The sequence below is a fragment of the Paenibacillus sp. FSL W8-0187 genome, assembly GCF_037969755.1.
GTDB lineage: Bacteria > Bacillota > Bacilli > Paenibacillales > Paenibacillaceae > Paenibacillus_AQ.
On the sequence record NZ_CP150206.1, the window covers coordinates 7,056,991 to 7,075,361 of the forward strand.

At 53.2% G+C, this 18,371-nt stretch carries 16 protein-coding genes and 1 pseudogene; 3 read left to right on the forward strand and 14 right to left on the reverse strand.

All coding sequences use genetic code 11. The features are described from left to right. Positions 1-20 precede the first annotated feature (20 nt). From MKY48_RS31970 to MKY48_RS32005, 8 genes and pseudogenes are all read right to left on the reverse strand, one after another. The gene (locus tag MKY48_RS31970) at positions 21-1,559 is read right to left on the reverse strand and encodes a cation acetate symporter (RefSeq protein ID WP_339291934.1); all 1,539 of its coding nucleotides are present in this window, start codon (positions 1,557-1,559) and stop codon (positions 21-23) included. A gap of 140 nt (positions 1,560-1,699) precedes the next feature. Further along, complete coding sequence (locus tag MKY48_RS31975; RefSeq protein ID WP_339291935.1) at positions 1,700-3,211, reverse strand: cation acetate symporter; 1,512 nt, start codon at positions 3,209-3,211, stop codon at positions 1,700-1,702. Between the two features lie 6 nt (positions 3,212-3,217). After that, the gene (locus MKY48_RS31980; RefSeq protein ID WP_339291936.1) at positions 3,218-3,517 is read right to left on the reverse strand and encodes a DUF485 domain-containing protein; all 300 of its coding nucleotides are present in this window, start codon (positions 3,515-3,517) and stop codon (positions 3,218-3,220) included. Between the two features lie 187 nt (positions 3,518-3,704). Beyond that, positions 3,705-4,502: a LytTR family DNA-binding domain-containing protein gene (locus tag MKY48_RS31985; RefSeq protein WP_339291937.1), complete on the reverse strand. Its 798-nt coding sequence runs from the start codon at positions 4,500-4,502 to the stop codon at positions 3,705-3,707. After that, positions 4,489-6,255 carry a LytS/YhcK type 5TM receptor domain-containing protein gene (locus tag MKY48_RS31990; RefSeq protein WP_339291938.1) on the reverse strand — a complete coding sequence of 589 codons (1,767 nt, stop codon included), beginning with the start codon at positions 6,253-6,255 and terminating at the stop codon, positions 4,489-4,491. Before MKY48_RS31990 ends, MKY48_RS31985 begins: the two co-directional genes overlap by 14 nt. Before the next feature lie 318 nt (positions 6,256-6,573). After that, a complete protein-coding gene (locus tag MKY48_RS31995) occupies positions 6,574-7,053 on the reverse strand; it encodes a threonine/serine exporter family protein (protein WP_076323830.1) in 480 nt (159 codons plus the stop codon). Between the two features lie 23 nt (positions 7,054-7,076). Next, on the reverse strand, positions 7,077-7,832 hold the full coding sequence (locus MKY48_RS32000; protein ID WP_339291939.1) for a threonine/serine exporter family protein: 756 nt from the start codon (positions 7,830-7,832) through the stop codon (positions 7,077-7,079). Positions 7,833-8,030: 198 nt separating this feature from the next. After that, positions 8,031-8,384: pseudogene (locus MKY48_RS32005) on the reverse strand (aldo/keto reductase); the annotation flags it as partial. A gap of 167 nt (positions 8,385-8,551) precedes the next feature. Between MKY48_RS32005 and MKY48_RS32010 the strand changes: the two are divergent. After that, positions 8,552-9,076, forward strand: coding sequence for a PadR family transcriptional regulator (locus MKY48_RS32010; RefSeq protein ID WP_339291940.1), 525 nt, complete (start codon positions 8,552-8,554; stop codon positions 9,074-9,076). 136 nt (positions 9,077-9,212) lie between these two features. On the opposite strand, the gene MKY48_RS32015 is transcribed toward MKY48_RS32010, so the two are convergent. Next, positions 9,213-9,578, reverse strand: a complete 366-nt coding sequence (locus MKY48_RS32015; protein ID WP_339291941.1) for a hypothetical protein — start codon at positions 9,576-9,578, stop codon at positions 9,213-9,215. 215 nt (positions 9,579-9,793) lie between these two features. On the opposite strand from MKY48_RS32015, the gene serS reads away from it, so the two are divergent. Both serS and MKY48_RS32025 read left to right on the forward strand, forming a co-directional pair. Then, on the forward strand, positions 9,794-11,095 hold the full coding sequence (gene serS / locus MKY48_RS32020; RefSeq protein ID WP_339291942.1) for a serine--tRNA ligase: 1,302 nt from the start codon (positions 9,794-9,796) through the stop codon (positions 11,093-11,095). Positions 11,096-11,478: 383 nt separating this feature from the next. Next, positions 11,479-12,516, forward strand: a complete 1,038-nt coding sequence (locus tag MKY48_RS32025) for an LLM class flavin-dependent oxidoreductase (RefSeq protein ID WP_213647146.1) — start codon at positions 11,479-11,481, stop codon at positions 12,514-12,516. A 67-nt stretch (positions 12,517-12,583) separates the two neighbouring features. Here MKY48_RS32025 and MKY48_RS32030 read toward each other — a convergent pair whose 3' ends face one another. The 5 genes from MKY48_RS32030 to MKY48_RS32050 all read right to left on the reverse strand — a co-directional run bounded on the left by MKY48_RS32030 (position 12,584) and on the right by MKY48_RS32050 (position 18,357). Then, positions 12,584-13,342, reverse strand: coding sequence for an SDR family oxidoreductase (locus MKY48_RS32030; RefSeq protein WP_339268717.1), 759 nt, complete (start codon positions 13,340-13,342; stop codon positions 12,584-12,586). A 104-nt stretch (positions 13,343-13,446) separates the two neighbouring features. Then, the gene (locus MKY48_RS32035; protein ID WP_339291943.1) at positions 13,447-14,199 is read right to left on the reverse strand and encodes a glucose 1-dehydrogenase; all 753 of its coding nucleotides are present in this window, start codon (positions 14,197-14,199) and stop codon (positions 13,447-13,449) included. Between the two features lie 19 nt (positions 14,200-14,218). Then, positions 14,219-14,635 carry a MarR family transcriptional regulator gene (locus MKY48_RS32040; protein ID WP_339291944.1) on the reverse strand — a complete coding sequence of 139 codons (417 nt, stop codon included), beginning with the start codon at positions 14,633-14,635 and terminating at the stop codon, positions 14,219-14,221. Between the two features lie 560 nt (positions 14,636-15,195). Further along, complete coding sequence (locus tag MKY48_RS32045; protein WP_076323820.1) at positions 15,196-15,837, reverse strand: nitrite reductase; 642 nt, start codon at positions 15,835-15,837, stop codon at positions 15,196-15,198. A gap of 87 nt (positions 15,838-15,924) precedes the next feature. Further along, the gene (locus tag MKY48_RS32050; RefSeq protein WP_339268726.1) at positions 15,925-18,357 is read right to left on the reverse strand and encodes a heavy metal translocating P-type ATPase; all 2,433 of its coding nucleotides are present in this window, start codon (positions 18,355-18,357) and stop codon (positions 15,925-15,927) included. Positions 18,358-18,371: the final 14 nt, after the last annotated feature.

The following is an 18,371-nucleotide window of genomic DNA, read 5'->3' on the forward strand; positions in this document are numbered from 1 at the left end:
TCATTTGTATGTATGCTCTGTCATCCCGGCTCGCGGGTACGAATCTCATTAGGGGCCACATGGGCAATGGCCTGCATCGTCTCGAATTGGCCACTTGAGCCGACTTTACCGGATAGCAGAGTACCGAGGATGCCGCCCGCGAAACCAATCGGTATGGACACGATGCCCGGATGCTTGAGCGGGAAGATCGCTTCCGCCCGGATCCAGCCGGCCCCGGGATCCATCACGTTAGGCCCCACGGCCATGAGCAGCAAGGAGGATACCAATCCGGCCGCAATGCTCGACATGGCCCCATACGTATTAAATCTCCGCCAAAATAGCGTGAACAGCAGCACCGGCAGATTAGCCGAGGCCGCTACCGCGAACGCAAACGAAACGAGGAATGCCACGTTTAGCTTCTGCGCGCCGAGGGCGAGCACAATCGAAGCGGTGCCAACCACGATGGCCGAAAGCTTAGCCACTCTCATCTGCTGTGCCTCGGTCGCCCGTCCTCTACGGAAAATGCTGCTGTAGACGTCATGAGCAAATGCGGAAGATGCCGTCAGCACAAGCCCCGAGATCACGGCCAATATGGTTGCGAAGGCAACAGCCGATACAAAGGCCATTAAGAATTCGCCACCCAATGCGCTTGCGAGCAGCGGCGCCGCCAGCTCAACCCGCTCTGACAAAACGGACCAATCGACGAAGGCAGCCGCCCCAAAACCAAGAAATATGGTCATGGCATAAAAAATGCCGATCGTAAACGTTGCCATTTTTACCGAAGAACGGACCGTACGCGGGTCTCTTACCGTGTAGAAACGCGCAATAATATGCGGAAGTCCCGCTGTCCCTAACACCAGCGCCATATTAAACGACAGCATGTCCAGCGGATGGTCGAACATATTACCCGCCATCAGAAACCGCTCCTGCAATGGAGTCGCCAGCTTCATGGATTCGAATAAGCCGAGCAGATCCCAATCGAACCTTGCCAGTACGATAAGACTCACGATAAAAGTGCTGCTGACCAGCAAAATAGACTTGACGATCTGTACCCAGGAAGTCGCGAGCATGCCGCCGAACGTGACGTAGACGGTCATTAAGCCTCCGACCAGCACGATGGCTAGCGACGTTTCCAGCCCGAACAGCAAATGGACGAGCCACCCGGCACCAACGAGCTGGGCAATCATGTAGAAGACGGTGATCATCATGTTGTTGACGGCGATACATCCGCGCAGCCGTTTCTCGCTGAACCGAACCGCCACCGCATCCGCCATCGTGTACCTGCCCAGGTTATGAAGCGGTTCGGCTATGATGTACTGCACGATCACATAGGAGGCGAGGAAGCCGATCGAATAGAAAAAGCCGTCGAAGCCGTACACAGCAATAGAGCCCGCGATGCCAAGAAAGGACGCCGCGCTCATATAGTCACCGGAAATGGCCAAACCGTTTTGCAGCCCGCTCAGGCGATTGCCCGCTGCATAGAAATCATTCGTGCTTGTTGTCCGCTTGGCGGCATAATACGTGATCATTAACGTGCCGACCACAATCGCCAGAAAAAAAACGATGCCGGATATGTTCATTTGCATGCCTCCTTCCGCTTCAGCCTCAAAGTCCTGTCCTGTCACTCCTTTATTTTACGATAAAATGACAAAAAAAGGGCGATCCCCTGTGCTGCTAAGCAGCTGGATACACCCTTTTTGGTCAATGAATTAAATCCGGATTACGCGCCCGTATTGGCCTTGACCAGCACTTCGGCATACTTCGCTTCATCCTTGGAAGAGGATAACAGCGTCCCGATATAAGCTGCCACGAAGCCAAGCGGAATGGAGATAATGCCCGGGTTGCTCATCGGGAAGATCGGATCGCCAATCAAAATCGCTTTGCCGGCCGGATCCCATATATTCGGACTAAGCGCCACAAGAATCACCGTGCTGATCAATCCTGTCAGCATCCCGGTAACCGCGCCTGTCGTATTAAACCTCTTCCAGAACACCGTGAACAGGATGACCGGCAAATTCGCGCTGGCCGCAACGGCGAAGGCGAGCGAGACAAGGAATGCCACGTTCATCTTCTGGGCGAACAATGCGAGCAGAATGGAGACAATGGATACGCCAATCGATGCGTACCGTGCCATCTTCAGCTGCTCCTTCTCCGACGATTCGCCGCGGCGCACGATTTGGCCGTAGAAATCATGGGCGAAGGCCGATGCGGCGGATAGCACAAGCCCCGTCACCACCGCGAGGATCGTCGCGAACGCAACCGCCGAGATGAGCGCGAAGAGGAAGTCGCCACCAATCGCTTTGGCCAGGAGCGGCGCAGCCATGTTGCCGGCTTTATCGACCGCGGTAATATCCGCCGCGCCTACGAAAGCGGCAGCCCCGAAACCGAGAAAGATCGTCATGACATAGAAGATGCCGATAATCCAGGTAGCGTATACCACGGAGCTGCGTGCCGTCTTAGCATCCTTAACGGTAAAGAAACGGGTCAAAATATGCGGCAGACCTGCCGTGCCCAGTACTAGGGCAAGGTTGAGCGACAGCGTCTCCAGCGGGATTTTGTATTTATTCCCCGGGTTCAGGAATGCCTCCTGCAGCGGGGTGGCCGTCTTCATATGGTGGAACATGTGGGTCAGGCTGAAATCGAATTTGGCGAATACGATCAGCGAGATGATGAACGTGCCGGCCATGAGCAGTATAGCTTTCGAGATTTGAACCCAGCTCGTGGCGTGCATGCCGCCGAAGACAACATAGATGGTCATGAGCACGCCGACAATCAGCACGGACGTAACATAGTCCAGTCCCAGCAAAAGCTTAATCAGCGCGCCTGCTCCAACCAGTTGTGCGATCATGTAGAAGATGGAGATGGAAATCGTGTTCAGCGCTGCAACGCCGCGCACTTTCTTGTCGGAGAAACGAGCGGCAATCATATCCGCCACCGTATACTTCCCGAGATTCCGAAGCGGCTCGGCAACAAGGTACAGCACCACCAGGTAAGCCACGAGAAAACCGATGCTATAGAAGAAGCCGTCAAAGCCAACTAACGCGATCGAGCCTGCGATGCCAAGGAAGGAGGCAGCAGACATATAGTCGCCGGCAATGGCTGTTCCATTCTGCCAGCCCTTGAGCCCTCCGCCTGCCGTATAGAAGTCGCTGGTGTTGGTTGTTTTCTTGGCAGCGTAATACGTTATGATCAGCGTGAGAAATACAATTCCGCAAAACAACGCGATAGCCATAGTCGATTACGCCCCCATATCCTTTTTAATATCGTCTACCATACGGTCAAACTGGGCCGCCTTGCGGGAGTACAGGATGCCCAAGACCCATGTCATGATGAACTGCGCGAATGCAAATACCCATGCCCACGTGATCGGGCCAATCGCCGGGTGGTTCAACACGTCGGTGTACGAAGTAAGAATCGGCAGTGCAAAGTAAAACAGAAGAAAAAAGACGGTCATCGGAATAATGAACCGTTTCTTGCGGGAGAGCAGCGTTTTGAATTTTTCAGAATGCCATACTTCGGTATAGCTTTTTTCTTCCATTGCCTTTCCCTCCATTAACGATCAAGGATTCTATTGCGTCTCCCATATATGAAAGCGCTTTAGAATGATTATATACAGGAGGATTGTCTGCGACCACAGCTCCTGCGCGAAACGTCCGATAGGGTGCGCGAAAAGGCGGATATGCCGCCTGAACCGGGAGACAACCACCGTCCTCACGCGCTTCTCCCTACGCCTCTCTAAGCAACCGGAACAAATCCCGGGCGGCTTCCCGCGACAAGGGAATCATCGTCCGCTGCTCATCGTTTAGCACAATATTGTAAGCACCGTTCTGCCAAGGGGACAGCTCCGCAATCCGGTTCACGTTAACCAGGTAACTGCGATGAGGACGAAAGAACGAGTAACCCGCCAGCTTCTCCTCCAGCTCCTGCAGCGTGCTTTTGCTCGTAATCCGCTGGCCTTCCGCCGTCCATATGCGGATGACCCGCTCCTCGCGCACCGCGTACAGTATCGCCTCGGGATCGACGAGCACATGCTTGTCCCCATCATCGAATAGCAGCTTGCCACGCATACTGCGGGCAGCAGCCTCAGTGGATGGATACGGAGCTATCTGGGTGGCGACATCATAAGCTTCCTGCTTTGGGGAGACTTGCCCTTCATGAACCCTGCTGCGAATTCGCTGCAGGGTTTCCTTTAATCGCATATGGCTGTAAGGCTTCAGCAGATAATCAATCGCATTCAGACCAAACGCCTCGACAGCATACTCGTCATAGGCTGTCGTAAAGACAATCAAGGGCGAGATCGGGGAGGCCTTCAGCATCCGCGCAGCCTGCAATCCTTCCAGCTCCGGCATATGAACGTCGAGAAAGACGACATCCGGCTGCCGTAAGGGAACCAGCTCGAGCAGCTCCCGGCCGTTCGTGGCGTAAGGAAGCAGCTCGATATCAGGCTCCTGTTCCAACAGGTAAGCCAGCTCCTCCCTTGCCAATCGTTCGTCTTCCGCTATCATCGTTTTAATTCGCTTCACGGTACCGGCTCCCTTCCGATAGACTGCAGGGGATGCTGAAGGATATGCTGCATCCGCCCTCTGCAAGATTGTCTACGATGAGTCTGGCTTCCTTGCCAAACATGCTGATTAAACGCTGGTTGATATTGTAAATGCCGTTCCCCGTACCCTCGCTGCCGATGATCGGTTGTTCGCCGAGGCTGTCCAGCACCTCAGGGGAGATACCTGCCCCGTTGTCCCGCAGCTGTACAACCGCCATATCGCCCGCCCGCTTTAGGGTCAACTGGATGATGCCCCCGCTCGCTTTATCGCGCAAGCCGTGCTTAATGCTGTTCTCCACCAGCATTTGCAGCGTTGCAGGCGGAATCATAAGCTCGCCCAGCACCGGATCCAGCTGGCATTCAAACGTGAACTGATCCTCAAACCGGATTTGAATAATGTCCAAATAGGCATTCAACAGCTCCATTTCCTCACGAATGGTCGTTCTGCGGGAGGCCATGACCTTGACGTTCAAGCGCATGAACGCCCCCAGTTGCATCGTGGCATGTCTTGCCAACAGCGGATCACTCCGGATCAACGAATGGATCGCATTGAGCGTATTGAATAGAAAATGCGGATTGATCTGCGCCTGCAGAAGCTTAAGCTCCGCCTCTTTCATTAAATGGCTCATCTTCTCGTGGGCCGTGGCCCCGAGCTGGTAAGAAATCAGCTGTCCAAGCCCTTGAGCCATGACCAGCTCAACGCGCCGAATATCCTGCGGTCGCTTGAAGTAGAAATGAATGACGCCTACAATCTCGTGACCCTCGATCATCGGGACAAGAATGGCGGCGCCGAGCGCCGAATGACGGGGCTGAATATCTTCCGCATTCTCTATGATCCGAAGCTCGCCGGTCGCAATGACATTCTTGGTCAAGTCGGATGTGATCTCTTCTCCGGGATCAATGGTACGGCTGGCGGCACCGGCATGGGCCAGGAACCGCTCCGTATCCGTAATGGCGACTGCCGTTGTTTTCAGCTCGCGCAGTAGCAAGGTGGCCACGGCCTGTGCCGTACGGTACGTCAAGCCCTGCTTCAGATGCGGCAGCGCCGCTTCCGCGATATGGAATGCCTTCTCCGTCTCGTAAGCGGCTGCCCGCTCTTCCTCGGTGAGCGCAACCCGCAGCATCGTCGTGAAGATCGCAATGGAAATGCTGTTGGTCAGCACCATCGGCAGACCGATCAGGTTGACCAGCTCAACCGCGCGGTCCGGCTCATCTGAACAGATCAAAATAACCCCCATGTGCAAGATCGGGGCGAACATCCCCACGAATAACGCTTTTGCCGGCGAGATAACCCGCTCCTGCGAGAAGAATCGGGCCACGCCCCCGGCCAGGGCACCCGTAAGCGGTACGGCGATAGCTCCTGCCAGCCCCGTGTAGCCCCCGATATACAGCAGATGGGCTCCCGCCAAAAGCCCGCCCCCGATGCCAACGCGGGGCCCGCCGATCAGCCCGCCAATGACAACGCCGACCAGAGCGGAATGGGCCAGGGCCTGCTCCTCCGTCAGCTGCATCAGCCAGAAGGAGGAGCTCGACTCGCCATTCTCCACCACAACGCCTGCATACACCCCGAGGATACCGAAGAGGCCAAACAGACAGGAATAGATGAACATTCGCGTGCCAGACATCTCTTTGCGGTCCAGCAATTGGCGGAACAACGGAATTCTCGTCAGTATAAACGTCAGGATGAGCAGCATGCCCATCCGTTCGAACAGATGCAGCGTCAACTCCTGCATGGACATCCCTCTTCTTTGGTAGACTAGGAATCTTCAACTGTCGTCAGTAGACGGTAACAACAGATAGGATAGATGTGAATGCGGTTTCATTTCATGCAGTAAAGATTATATAGTACAGCGAGGATTTGGACAATAAAAAGGAATAATATGAAACTTATGTAAAAATATTCACGAAGGGGATATACCCTTCAGTGCACTCAAAAAAACCGTATCCCCCGCAGTTAAGCGAAAGATACGGCCAGTAAGCAGCTGCAAGGCCAAAATATCCGAACTTGTTCCTCGTCCTGATCTGTTAGGTCTCTTTGGAATCGCGAGAGCTTACGAGCCGGTCGAATTGGGTTTTCCAGCTCTTCTCCGGGATATCGACCACTTCCGAATGATCTGATTGGTCACCTCCGATAGCAGCAAACCCAGCGCGATGGCACCTGAAATCATGAAGGCCTGAGCTCCCAACTGAACAGCCTGATCAAATTGATTCTGGGCGACATGCCGAAGGGCATTGTAGGCGACTCCGCCCGGTACGAGCGGAATAATCCCCGACACGCTGAACACGATAATGGGCGTCTTGTATTTTTTGGCGAAAAAATGGCTGATGATTGTCACGCAAAAAGCCGCAAACACAGTGGCCGTCACCGGCTCAACCATCATGTTCTGCAGCATAATGTAGAGCAGCCAGCCCACCATGCCGGCAAACCCGCACTGCAGCAGTGCTTTTTTGGGTACGTTGAATATGATCCCGAAGGCCGCCGAAGCAACAAAACTCGTGATGAGCTGCTGTATATAAAAGGTTGCCACCATCTTCACCTCCACTCACACATCTCTTAGAATGACAACGTAAACGCAATTCCCGCTCCGATGGCAAAGGACGTAACAAAAGCCTCCGCGCCTTTGGACAAGCCGGATATCAGATGCCCCGCCATTAAATCGCGGATGGCATTCGTGATCAGCAAGCCCGGTACCAGCGGCATCACGGAACTGATAATGATCGTATCCAACTGATGGCCGAATCCGTATTTGACCATCCATACGGAGGTTATGCCGATGACCAGCGCTCCCGAGAATTCGGCGAAGAATCGCACCGGTATGACCCGATGCATGAATAGAAAGCAGGAGAAGCCAAGACCGCCCGCAATGGCCGCCGGTACGAAATCCGGCCAGACGCCGCGAAACATAATGAGGAAGCAGCCGCTTGCGATCGCTGACAGGAGAATCAGCAGCCATGTCGGATATATCGCCTGCTCATGCTCGATTTTCTCAAGCGCCCTATGAGCCTCTTCAATCGTCAGCTCACCGAGGCTTATGCTCCGAGACACGCTGTTGACCTGATCGATCTTATCGAGATTGGTTGTCCGATCCGAAATACGAATAAGCCGCGTAATATGCTGAGGCTCCTCCACCGAGAAGATAATCCCGGTCGGAGTCATATAGCTGTGGCTGTTCTCCACGCCGAAAGCCGCGGCGATCCGCATCATCGTATCCTCGACCCGATAGGTCTCGGCACCGCTTTGCAACATGATTTTTCCTGCTAACAAGCAGACCTTGATGATGTCATGCTCCCGCTTCAACAAGTCATTCAAAACGACAATCCTCCTGCTGAACACATTCCGATTCAGAATCTTTGCCTATATTATAGTATCATTACCATGATTAAGCATAGGATATGCTTTAAAGCAGCACTGCAGCAGCTGCAATCGTTCTGAACAAAGTCATCCTCCTACACAAAAAGCCCCCCGAATGATCGGGAGGCTTCTTACTATTTATCCTCGGAATGCAGCCTAATAGGCACCGCGGATGTGCTCCGCTACCCGCTCCTGATAGAAGCGGGCCAGGCGTACCTTTTCCTCCATGGTGAATGAGGGCACTTCCAGCGTGCCCAGATTATCTTCAATCTGACGGACGCTGCGGAAGCCGGGAATGACAGCGCTGACCTCGGGGCAGTCCAGGATCCAGCGCATGGATGCACGAGCCATGTCGCCTCGGCCCTCGGCAATCCAAGCGAGCTCTCTGGCGAGCTCAACTCCTTTTTCGAACCGGAGGCCGGCAAAGGTTTCACCCACGTTAAACTGCTCCCCGTTCGCATTGAAATTCCGGTGATCCCCTTCGCTGAAGGTGGTGTTCTCCGTAAATTTAACCTTAAATCGCTTTCATTCAATCCATATATGACATTTACCTATTTTCCGCAGGTTGTTGACAAATCATTCCATCGTACTTATAATTACAATCATTAGATATCCAACGTTGGATATCCAGTTATGAAATTATTCTTCACCTACACATCCTAAGGAAGTGACCCAACATGACCAACCTCATCCTGCTCTCATTCCTGCGCCAGCGCCCGATGCACGGCTATGAAATTCAGCAGCTTATTCAGGCCAGCCGCATGGACCTATGGACGAATATTCTGTCCGGCTCCATCTATTATGCACTTAACAAGATGGAAAGCGACGGTCTGATTGCAGCCACCGCTGAAGAGCGGACCGGTGCGAGACTTCGCAAAATTTACAGTATTACGGATGAAGGCGAGAAGTTATTCCAGAAGATGATCCGCGAAACCTTGACGCTTCCTCCCCATACCGTCAAATCCGACTTCTCTCTTGGATTGGTCTGGATCGAGAACATTCCCAAGCAGGAAGCGGTGGAATTGCTGCAGCAAAACCTCAAGCAAGTGGAAGAATCGCTGGCACAATGGCGTTCAGGTAAAGAAATTAAGGGACAGTACGGCTTATCGAAGATCGCTCTTGCTACCTTCGATAATGCGATCTCAAGCCTGGAACAAGACATCGCCTTTCTCAACAAGATCATAACACTCGTTCAAGAATAAGCCTCAGCATCAGCTGCGGCTTTCATTTCCGGTCAATATCCAATATTGGATATATAACATTGGTTAATAAGGAGCGTGAATACGAGATGATGTTACCTACTCTCATTCAAGCGAAAGGTTTAAGAAAAACCTATGGTCAGCGAACGGTCGTACATGATGTGGCTCTAGATATACGAGAAGGTGAAGTGCTTGCGATCATCGGGCCGAACGGCATGTCCATTGCCGTTTTCCGCAAGGCGATATCTCTGGCATCTGGATGCCCCTCATGATTCTTGCGTGCTTCACGGTCCTTATCCTCGGCGCAGCCGCATGGACCTTCCGCTGGGATGCCGGAGCAGCCTGCCGGATGGAAGCGGGCAGCTGCGAAGAAAGCGGCGTCGATGTAACAGCGTACAAAAATCCAATGAGCCCCTTGTATAAAAGACACCTCATGCGGTATACTGAACAACAATATTAACATCAGGCCGATGAAGAGCTTCCAACTCCGAGGCGTTCTCGTCAAGGGGATCTGATCCTATAATCGATCAGACATCTCCCTAAGTTAACCGGACCCGCCCGTTACCGCGGAATCAAAGTGGATTGAACACGGACCAACCTGTTTCGTGATTAGGTTACGGTTCAATCAATTTGGGTGGCACCGCGAGCGCATAAGCGTCCCTCGTCCCATATGGACTAGGACGCTTTTTTATTTTTTTCAGAAGAAGGAGCGCGGTGATTATGCTAGATATGAAATGGATCAGAGAGAGCACAGAAAATCAGGAAGAACTGCAGCAAGTGGCTGACCAGAAAGGCATCGCCCTGTCGGTTGCCGAACTTGTCCGGCTGGATGACCAGCGCCGGACACTGCTGCTGGCCGTGGAGAGATTGCGGCAGCAGCGCAATGCCATCTCGCAGGAGATCAGCACGCTCGTGCGACAAGGTAAACAGGAAGAAGCCGAGCGGACGAAACAACAGGTCAAGGACATCAACGATCAGTTGGGCAAGCAGGAAGCGTTATACCGGGAGGTTGACGACGCCTACAACAAGCTGCTCATCCTTGTACCGAATATCGTTTCGCCGGATACGCCAGTCGGAGCTTCGGATTTGGACAATGTAGAGATCAGACGGGTTGGCGAGCCCCCCGTGTTTGATTATGAATACAGGGATCATGTCACGCTCGGCGAGCTGCACCGGATGATCGACATTCCCCGCGGCGTCAAAACCGCCGGCACACGCAGCTACTACCTGACCAGCATCGGCGCCATGCTGCATCGGGCCGTCCAGCAGCTTGCAGTGGATATGCTGGTCGCCAAGGGTTTTACCCTTATGGACGTACCGTTAACCGTTAGGACGGAGGCCATGGAGAACACAGCCTTCTTCCCGCTTGGTCAAGATCAGGCTTTTCAAATTATGGAGCAAGATAAGTGGCTCGTCGGTACGTCGGAAGTGCCGTTGGTATCGTTCTATAGTGGTGAAGTCGTCGATGTGACGCAGCCGATTCGCCTGGCAGCAGCATCGCTGTGCTTCCGGAGCGAGGTCGGCTCGGGCGGCCGGGACGTCCAGGGCCTGTATCGGGTGCATCAGTTCGCGAAGGTGGAACAGGTCGTTCTCTGCGAAGCCAGCGCGGAAGCCTCGGAGCAGCTTCTGCAAGAGATCACAGCCAATGCCGAGGAGCTGCTACAGAAGCTCGAACTGCCTTACCGTGTCGTTGCCGTCTGTACCGGGGATATGTCGCAGAAAACGTACAAGCAATACGACATCGAGACATGGATGCCAAGCCGCGGGGCTTATGGGGAGACTCACTCGTCGTCGAATCTGCTCGACTTTCAGGCGCGTCGCTCGAACATCCGCTATCGGGACGCAGAAGGCAAGCTGCGCTACTGCCACACCCTGAACAACACAGCCGTCGCTTCGCCGCGAATTCTCATCCCGCTACTGGAGAACCATCAGCAGGCCGACGGTTCGATCCTCATTCCAAAGGCGCTCAGACCTTACATGAACGGGATGGAGCGGATTGAGCCTCCAAGTGAAACAAAATGAACAAAACCAACATAATCTGAACATCCCACAGCGCAGCCGTCAAGGCTGCGTTGTTGTGCTATTATTACCTTCTTAACAAAAAGCTTGCCAAAGCTCCGTCATAAATACACCGAATGGGATTCACCGATAATTAGATCAGAATAAAAGCATATATTATATGGAGCAGTTATATAACACAAGAAAAGGTTCCTCTAAATGCGGTCTGGCTTCTGTGAAGATACGTCGATGTACATTTTTCTTATGGATTAAGTAGGTATATAATGTTCGTTATATAGGGATATCAACTATCGATAGTAGATTTCATATTTTCCAGCATCCAGACGGATGTCTTCTCCCTATATAAAAACTTACCGTGCCGCGCACGAATAAGGAGGTCAACCCATATGACAGAACCCCATCTTGATCATACAGCGCCCAAAACGCTTCGCGATATCCCGATTTCCATCCTGGATCTCGCCCCGATTACAGCGGGCAGCACCGCTGCACAGTCGCTGCGGAATACACTCGATCTGGCCCAGCATGCCGAGAAGTGGGGGTATAACCGCTACTGGCTTGCCGAACACCACAATATGCCGGGGATCGCCAGCTCGGCCACTTCGGTCGTCATTGGCCATGTCGCCGGGGGCACGAGCAAGATCCGCGTCGGATCCGGCGGCATTATGCTGCCGAACCACGCTCCCCTGGTCATAGCCGAGCAGTTCGGGACCCTCGAATCGTTGTATCCCGGCCGGATTGATCTCGGTCTTGGCCGTGCGCCGGGATCGGATCAGCTCACATCCCGGGCACTCCGCCGCGGTCCGGGCAGCGACGGGCAGGATTTCCCGGATCGCCTCGGCGAGCTGCGGAATTACTTCCAGCCCACCTCAGGCTCGTCCATGCGTATCCGGGCGATTCCCGGTGAAGGCCTGCATGTACCCATCTGGCTGCTCGGCTCCAGCGGTTTCAGTGCGCAGCTGGCAGGCCAGCTGGGGCTTCCGTTCTCTTTTGCAAGCCACTTTGCTCCGGATTATCTTATGGCCGCGCTCGATCTGTACCGTACCAGCTTCCGCCCTTCATCCGAGCTGAGCAAGCCGTATGCCATGATCGGCGTGAACGTAATCTGTGCCGACACGGACGAGGAAGCGCAGCGTCTGGCTACCTCGCCGTATCAGCAGTTCCTGAACATCATCCGCGGCCGTACCGGCCAGCTGAGCCCGCCGGTGGACAGCATGGATGATCTGTGGAACCTGCAGGAGCAGGCCATCGTGAAGCGCCAGCTCAGCTTCTCCGCCATCGGCAGCCCTGCAACCGTACGTGCGCAGTTGGAGGAGTTCCAGCAGTCGACGAACGCAGACGAGATTATTGTCGCAGCCGCCATCTACGATCATGAGGCACGCCTGCGTTCATATGAGCTGCTGGCGGATGTCGTCGGTATCAAATAAATGCTATACCAAAAAGACCAGCCAAACCCGGTATTCCGGTGCTTGACTGGTCTTTTTTTCTTTATAATTACAGCGTCAATCCGCCATCAATCGTAACCAGCGAGCCTGTCATGTAGCTGGAGCCCGGGGAAGCCAGGAAGGCAACCACGTTCGCGATTTCATCCGCCTCAGCCGGACGTCCCATCCGCATGTTGCCCACTTCCTCAGGCACGTAGCCGCCTTCCATGAAGGACTTGGCCACCGCTGCCGTAAGCGGCGTCTGAACGCCGCCCGGACAAATCGCGTTCACGCGAATGCCCTGCTTCACGTATTCCAGCGCTGCTCCCTTCGTCAAGCCTACCACCGCATGTTTGCTTGCCGAATAAGCGGCTGCACTGTGCTCACTGCGGATACCTGCCGTGGAAGCGGTATTGACGATATGTCCGCTGCCTTGCTCTTTCATGACTTTCAACACATATTTCATGCCAAGGAAAGCGCCCTTGACGTTCACAGACATTTGACGGTCAAATTCATTCTCGTCGATGTCGTCCAGCATCGAGAACTTCTGCACGATGCCTGCATTGTTGAAGAAGAAATCGATTCTGCCGTAAGCTTCAACCGCCTTGTTCACATAGTTCTGAACATCCTCGGTTTTTGTTACATCCGCTTGCACGAAGATTCCCTCTCCGCCCTGTTCCTTGATCAAACGCAGCGTTTCTTCGCCGGCTTCCTTGTTGAAGTCAACGAGCACTACCTTTGCACCGTTCTCTGCCAATTTCAAGCTGCTGGCTCTGCCGATCCCGCTGGCTGCGCCGGTAATGACAGCGATCTGTTTGTTATCGGACATGAAATAACACTCCCCTTGATGATAAGATAAATTAGGTCTGACCGAGTAGTATCACGAACATTTCTGCCGTCTATAGCCTATAGACAAGCCAATGGAAGAATGACTTACTTCGCAAAATATCCGCCATCAATCGGCAGCTCAACGCCTGTAATATAAGAAGACTCATCCGAAGCAAGGAACAATACGCCGCGAGCGATATCTTCCGCTTTGCCCAAGCGTGGAAGCGGAGTCTGGGATTGGAACCACTGCATCATTTGCTCATCCTTGAAGAGGTCCACGGTCATTGGCGTTTCGATATAGCCAGGGTGAACTGAATTACAGCGGATGTTATGCTTCGCAAAGTCAACGGCCGTGGCTTTGGTCAGCATGCGTACCGCGCCTTTGCTTGCCGTGTAAGGACCGGCGCCGCTGCCGCCTGTCAGGCCGGCAATGGAGGAGATGTTGACGATGGAACCACCGCCGGCTTCGATCATGTGTGGAATGACATATTTCTGACCGAGGAATATGCTCGTAACGTTAATCGACATCGTCTTCTCCCAGCCTTCCACCGTCAAATCCATGAACGGCGTTGCATTGGAGACACCGGCATTGTTCACCAGAATATCGACTTTGCCGAATTTTTGAACCGTTTCGTCTACAACACGAACCCAATCTTCCTCAGAAGCTACGTTATGCTTGAATCCGATCGCTTTGCCGCCAAGCGCTTCAATCTCGGCTACGACGTCTTTGATCTTGTCTTCCTGAAGGTCCGTAATCGCAACCTTAGCTCCCTCTTGCGCAAACAAAAGAGCGTCAGCTTTACCCATACCACCTGCTGCACCCGTAATGATTGCTACTTTATTGTCTAATCTCCCCATGAGAATACCTCCTGATATATTAGTCGTTAGTTTGGCTATCTTCATTGGACTGTCCGATCTTAAGCTGCAGATGCTCAATCATCTTCTCGTATGAAGCGATCAACACATCCATCTCCTGATCCGAGAAATCCGACCATAAGCCTTCATTCAATTCACGGTACTTCGCAATCATCCGGGCTTCAACTTCACGGCCCTGCTCCGTAATCTTAAGATAGACCTGGCGTCTGTCCTCGATTGACGCCACCCGTTCAATATAACCCTTGCTGACCAGCTTGTTGCTCAAGTTGGTCACAGCCGACAGCGTAACATTCAAGGCATTGGCAAAATACGAGCTGGTCTGCTGCCCCTCATACACCAAAGTCTGAAGCACGTAGTACTGGGGGCCGGTCAAATCATTGTCCAGAATCTTGGCATAGTTCGCCACAAGCGTCATCATCTGACGAGCCACCATGTTAGATAATTGTTCCCTCTTATCCAGTTTCATCACCTCGATGCACAACGAAGTACTTACAAATATATTACAAATTTAAATAGTTAAAAGCTTTTAACAATCTAAATTGTATACCCTTTCATATCGCTCGTCAACCACGATAAAATGCCCAATCTGGTTGTTATTCCCATCGTCGCAAGTAGAGAAGACGAAATGCGCTCAAAGTGAATCTCGCTTGATCGAACCAAGCAAGGATTTTAGTGGATATCGCGTTCTAATCTATAGAAAAAAAGAGCACCCTCAGGTGCTCTTGAGAGTATATCCATCCTCGTTTCGGCGTATCCGTTACGAGAAATAGCCGGTATTCATAGTAGGCGCGAGCCGCGCTTTCTATGCCATTCCCAGTGGCGAAGAGTGAGATCACCGCTTCGGTAAATCCGCCATTCCGATCCGACGAGACGAGGGCAGCTAATTGATGAAGTCGCACGAAATAGGAGATCCCTAATACGCGGCGTCCGCTAACAAAAAAAGGCACCACCCTAAGGTGATGCCTTCCAAGCCTTTTGTTACCCTGCCGTATCCATCCGCGCATCCAGCGTGAGTTGACGCAGCTGATCGAGTGTCATGCGATCTACGAAGCGCGAGAACTTCTCTTTCTTCTTGCCGTTCTCCTGATAGACGACGATCAGCTTCAGGATGATCGGGGCCAGCTGCTCCGGCGCTAAATCCTTATGCAGCGGCTTTGCCAGAGCAGCCTTCAACCCTTTCGGCTCTCCACCTACATAGATATCATAGGTATTTCTCATCTTAATAACGGCAATATCCTTCAGCAGCGGTTCACTGGTGCCGAGCGCGCAGCCAGCGTAACCGATCTTTAGCGGATTAGGTACAGGATGATCGGCGATCGCTTCATCCAGCATCTTCGCAACATCCAGTCCCGAATCCTCCGCCCCCCGGCAGAAGTTGCAGGTGATCAGGCTCTTGGAGACAAAACCGGCAGGATGAACCTGAAGTCCGGCGGCTTCCAGCTTAGCCTTTGCTTCTTCCACCCGCTCTGCGTCCATCTCCACGTAGAGCTGTTTAAAGGTAGTCATCTCAATGCGGGCATCCTCACCCACGATGGAGCCCAATACGGACAGCTGATCCGGGCGGAACAGCGTTCCGCCCACTTCAAAACCGGGTGTCACTGCGAATTTTTGCGTTGCCAATGTCTACACCCCCATCAAGTCGCCCTAATAATCATATCCTTGCTAGGTTGCTTCATACACTATATATGAACGGTCAGTCTGCTTTCGTTATACCTTCATTCGCTGCAGGCGAAGGGCATTCAGCACGACCGATACAGAGCTCAGTGCCATGGCGGCCCCGGCCACCCAAGGTGCCAAAAGCCCGATGGCGGCAATCGGAATGCCAAGCGAGTTATAGCCCAGCGCCCAGAACAGGTTCTGACGGATGTTGCTCATCGTCTTGCGGCTCATGTAGATGGCATCCGGAATGCTGTTCAGGTCGCCCTTCATCAGCGTCACGTCAGCAGCTTCCATCGCCACATCCGTACCTGTTCCGATAGCCATTCCAATGTCGGCAACCGCAAGTGCCGGCGCATCGTTAATGCCGTCGCCAACCATGGCGACCTTCTTACCTTGCTGCTGGAGCTTCTTCACTTCATCTGCCTTGCCTTCGGGCAGCACCTCAGCACGCACATGGTCGATGCCAACCTGCTTCGCGATGGCCTGTGCCGTGCGTTCATTGTCACCGGTAATCATGATGACCTCGATGCCCATTTCTTTCAATCTCGCTACAGCAGCACGGGACGTCTCCTTGATCGTATCCGCCACAGCCACAAGACCCGCATATTGGCCGTCTACCGCTGTCAGCATGGCAGTCTTACCCTCGGTTTCAAGCTCTGACATTCTGCCGAGGATCGAATCAATCGGTACGTTATGCTGTGCCATCAGCTTGCGTGTGCCTACCAGCACCTCATGCCCTTCCACGCTGGCACGGATGCCGTAACCTGGAATGGCTTCAAAATGCTCGGCAGCCGGAAGCTGCGTACCTTTTTCCTCAATCCCGGCCACAATCGCTTCAGCAAGCGGATGCTCGGAGCTCTTCTCAGCAGATCCGACCAGACGAAGGAACAGCTCTTGATCTAAGTTATTCACTTCCACATCGGTCAACTCGGGTTTACCTTTCGTGACTGTTCCTGTTTTATCCAGAATAATCGTATTGATTTTATGGGTAGACTCCAAATGCTCCCCGCCCTTGAACAGGACGCCCAGTTCTGCAGCACGGCCCGAACCCGCCATGATCGAGGTCGGTGTAGCCAGACCCAGCGCACACGGACAAGCAATAACCAGAATCGCAATGGCAATTTCTAACGATTGCGCGAAATTACCAGGCGCTATCCAGAAGTACCATACGAGGAAGGCAACAATCGCTATGCCGACCACGATCGGAACGAAGATGCCGGAGATGACATCAGCGACCCGCTGAATCGGAGCTTTGGAGCCTTGTGCTTCCTCAACCACCTTGATAATTTGGGCTAGAGCGGTCTCTTTACCCACTTTCGTCGCTTCAAGCGTCAAGCGCCCGTTCTTGTTTATGGTGGCGCCGATGACGGCGTCGCCCGCTTTTTTCTCAACCGGAATGCTTTCACCTGTCAGCATCGACTCATCTACCGCCGACGTGCCCTCCACGACTTTACCGTCCACCGGGATTTTCTCACCCGGCTTCACTAATACAAGATCACCCACCAGGACCTGTTCCACCGGGATGGTCATCTCCTGACCGTCACGAACGACCAGCGCTGTTTTGGCTTGAAGCCCCATCAGGGTTTTGATAGCCTCCGATGTACGGCCTTTGGCCAGGGATTCGAACAGTTTCCCCATAATGACCAGCGTGATCAGCACCGCACTCGTTTCATAGTACATTTCGGGCCCATGGTGTACATTTGCTCCGGCAGCGGCCCAATCGATCGTTAAATACAGACTGTAGAAATAGGCTGCCGAGGTACCGAGTGCGACCAGAACGTCCATATTGGCGCTTTTGTTGCGAAGAGCCTTATAGGCTCCCACGTAGAACTGTTTTCCGATAAAAAACTGTACCGGCGTTGCCAGGATCAGCTGAAACCAAGGGTTCATGAACAGATCCGGCATCCAGATCCAGGAGGTGAAGGAGAAATGGCTCACCATGGCCCAGAGCAGCGGCAGCGACAGTATCGCCGACAGGAGTAGCTTCCGCTTTTGCTTGGTGATGGCCTCCTTGCGGTGACCTTCCTGATCAAGCGTCTCCTGTTTGGAAACCGCCTGATACCCGAGCTTCTCCACACGCTGTTGAATATCGCTAAGGCTTACCTCTGCGGGATTGAATTCCACCCGGGCCGTCTCCAGTGCAAAATTGACGTTGGCCTGATTAACACCTGGCATCTTGCTTACCACTTTCTCGATTTTCGAAGCACAAGCGGCGCAGTACATGCCAATCAGCTGCAGGTCCACTGTTTCCTTTGCTGTTCCGTAACCCAGCTTTTCAATTTTCTCTTCCATCTGCTGGACGGTAACCACATTCGGATCAAATGTAACCGACGCTTTTTCCAGCGCAAAATTCACATTCGCTTCCTGGACGCCTTCCATTTTATTTAGGCCCTTCTCAATCCGATTCGCACAGGCGGCACATGTCATACCCGTTAACTGCAGCGACGTTTTCTTCTGTTCCAATGCTGTTCCTGCTCCCATCTTCTCCTCACCCC

Excerpts from the sequence above, each read along its gene's own strand:
- MKY48_RS31995 (WP_076323830.1), bottom strand. The coding sequence starts at position 7,053 with ATGGTGGCAACCTTTTATATACAGCAGCTCATCACGAGTTTTGTTGCT.
- MKY48_RS31980 (WP_339291936.1), bottom strand. The coding sequence starts at position 3,517 with ATGGAAGAAAAAAGCTATACCGAAGTATGGCATTCTGAAAAATTCAAA.
- MKY48_RS32040 (WP_339291944.1), bottom strand. The coding sequence starts at position 14,635 with ATGATGACGCTTGTGGCGAACTATGCCAAGATTCTGGACAATGATTTG.
- MKY48_RS32030 (WP_339268717.1), bottom strand. The coding sequence starts at position 13,342 with ATGTCCGATAACAAACAGATCGCTGTCATTACCGGCGCAGCCAGCGGG.
- MKY48_RS31970 (WP_339291934.1), bottom strand. The coding sequence starts at position 1,559 with ATGAACATATCCGGCATCGTTTTTTTTCTGGCGATTGTGGTCGGCACG.
- serS (WP_339291942.1), top strand. The coding sequence starts at position 9,794 with ATGCTAGATATGAAATGGATCAGAGAGAGCACAGAAAATCAGGAAGAA.
- MKY48_RS32010 (WP_339291940.1), top strand. The coding sequence starts at position 8,552 with ATGACCAACCTCATCCTGCTCTCATTCCTGCGCCAGCGCCCGATGCAC.
- MKY48_RS32050 (WP_339268726.1), bottom strand. The coding sequence starts at position 18,357 with ATGGGAGCAGGAACAGCATTGGAACAGAAGAAAACGTCGCTGCAGTTA.
- MKY48_RS32025 (WP_213647146.1), top strand. The coding sequence starts at position 11,479 with ATGACAGAACCCCATCTTGATCATACAGCGCCCAAAACGCTTCGCGAT.
- MKY48_RS31990 (WP_339291938.1), bottom strand. The coding sequence starts at position 6,255 with ATGCAGGAGTTGACGCTGCATCTGTTCGAACGGATGGGCATGCTGCTC.
- MKY48_RS31975 (WP_339291935.1), bottom strand. The coding sequence starts at position 3,211 with ATGGCTATCGCGTTGTTTTGCGGAATTGTATTTCTCACGCTGATCATA.
- MKY48_RS32035 (WP_339291943.1), bottom strand. The coding sequence starts at position 14,199 with ATGGGGAGATTAGACAATAAAGTAGCAATCATTACGGGTGCAGCAGGT.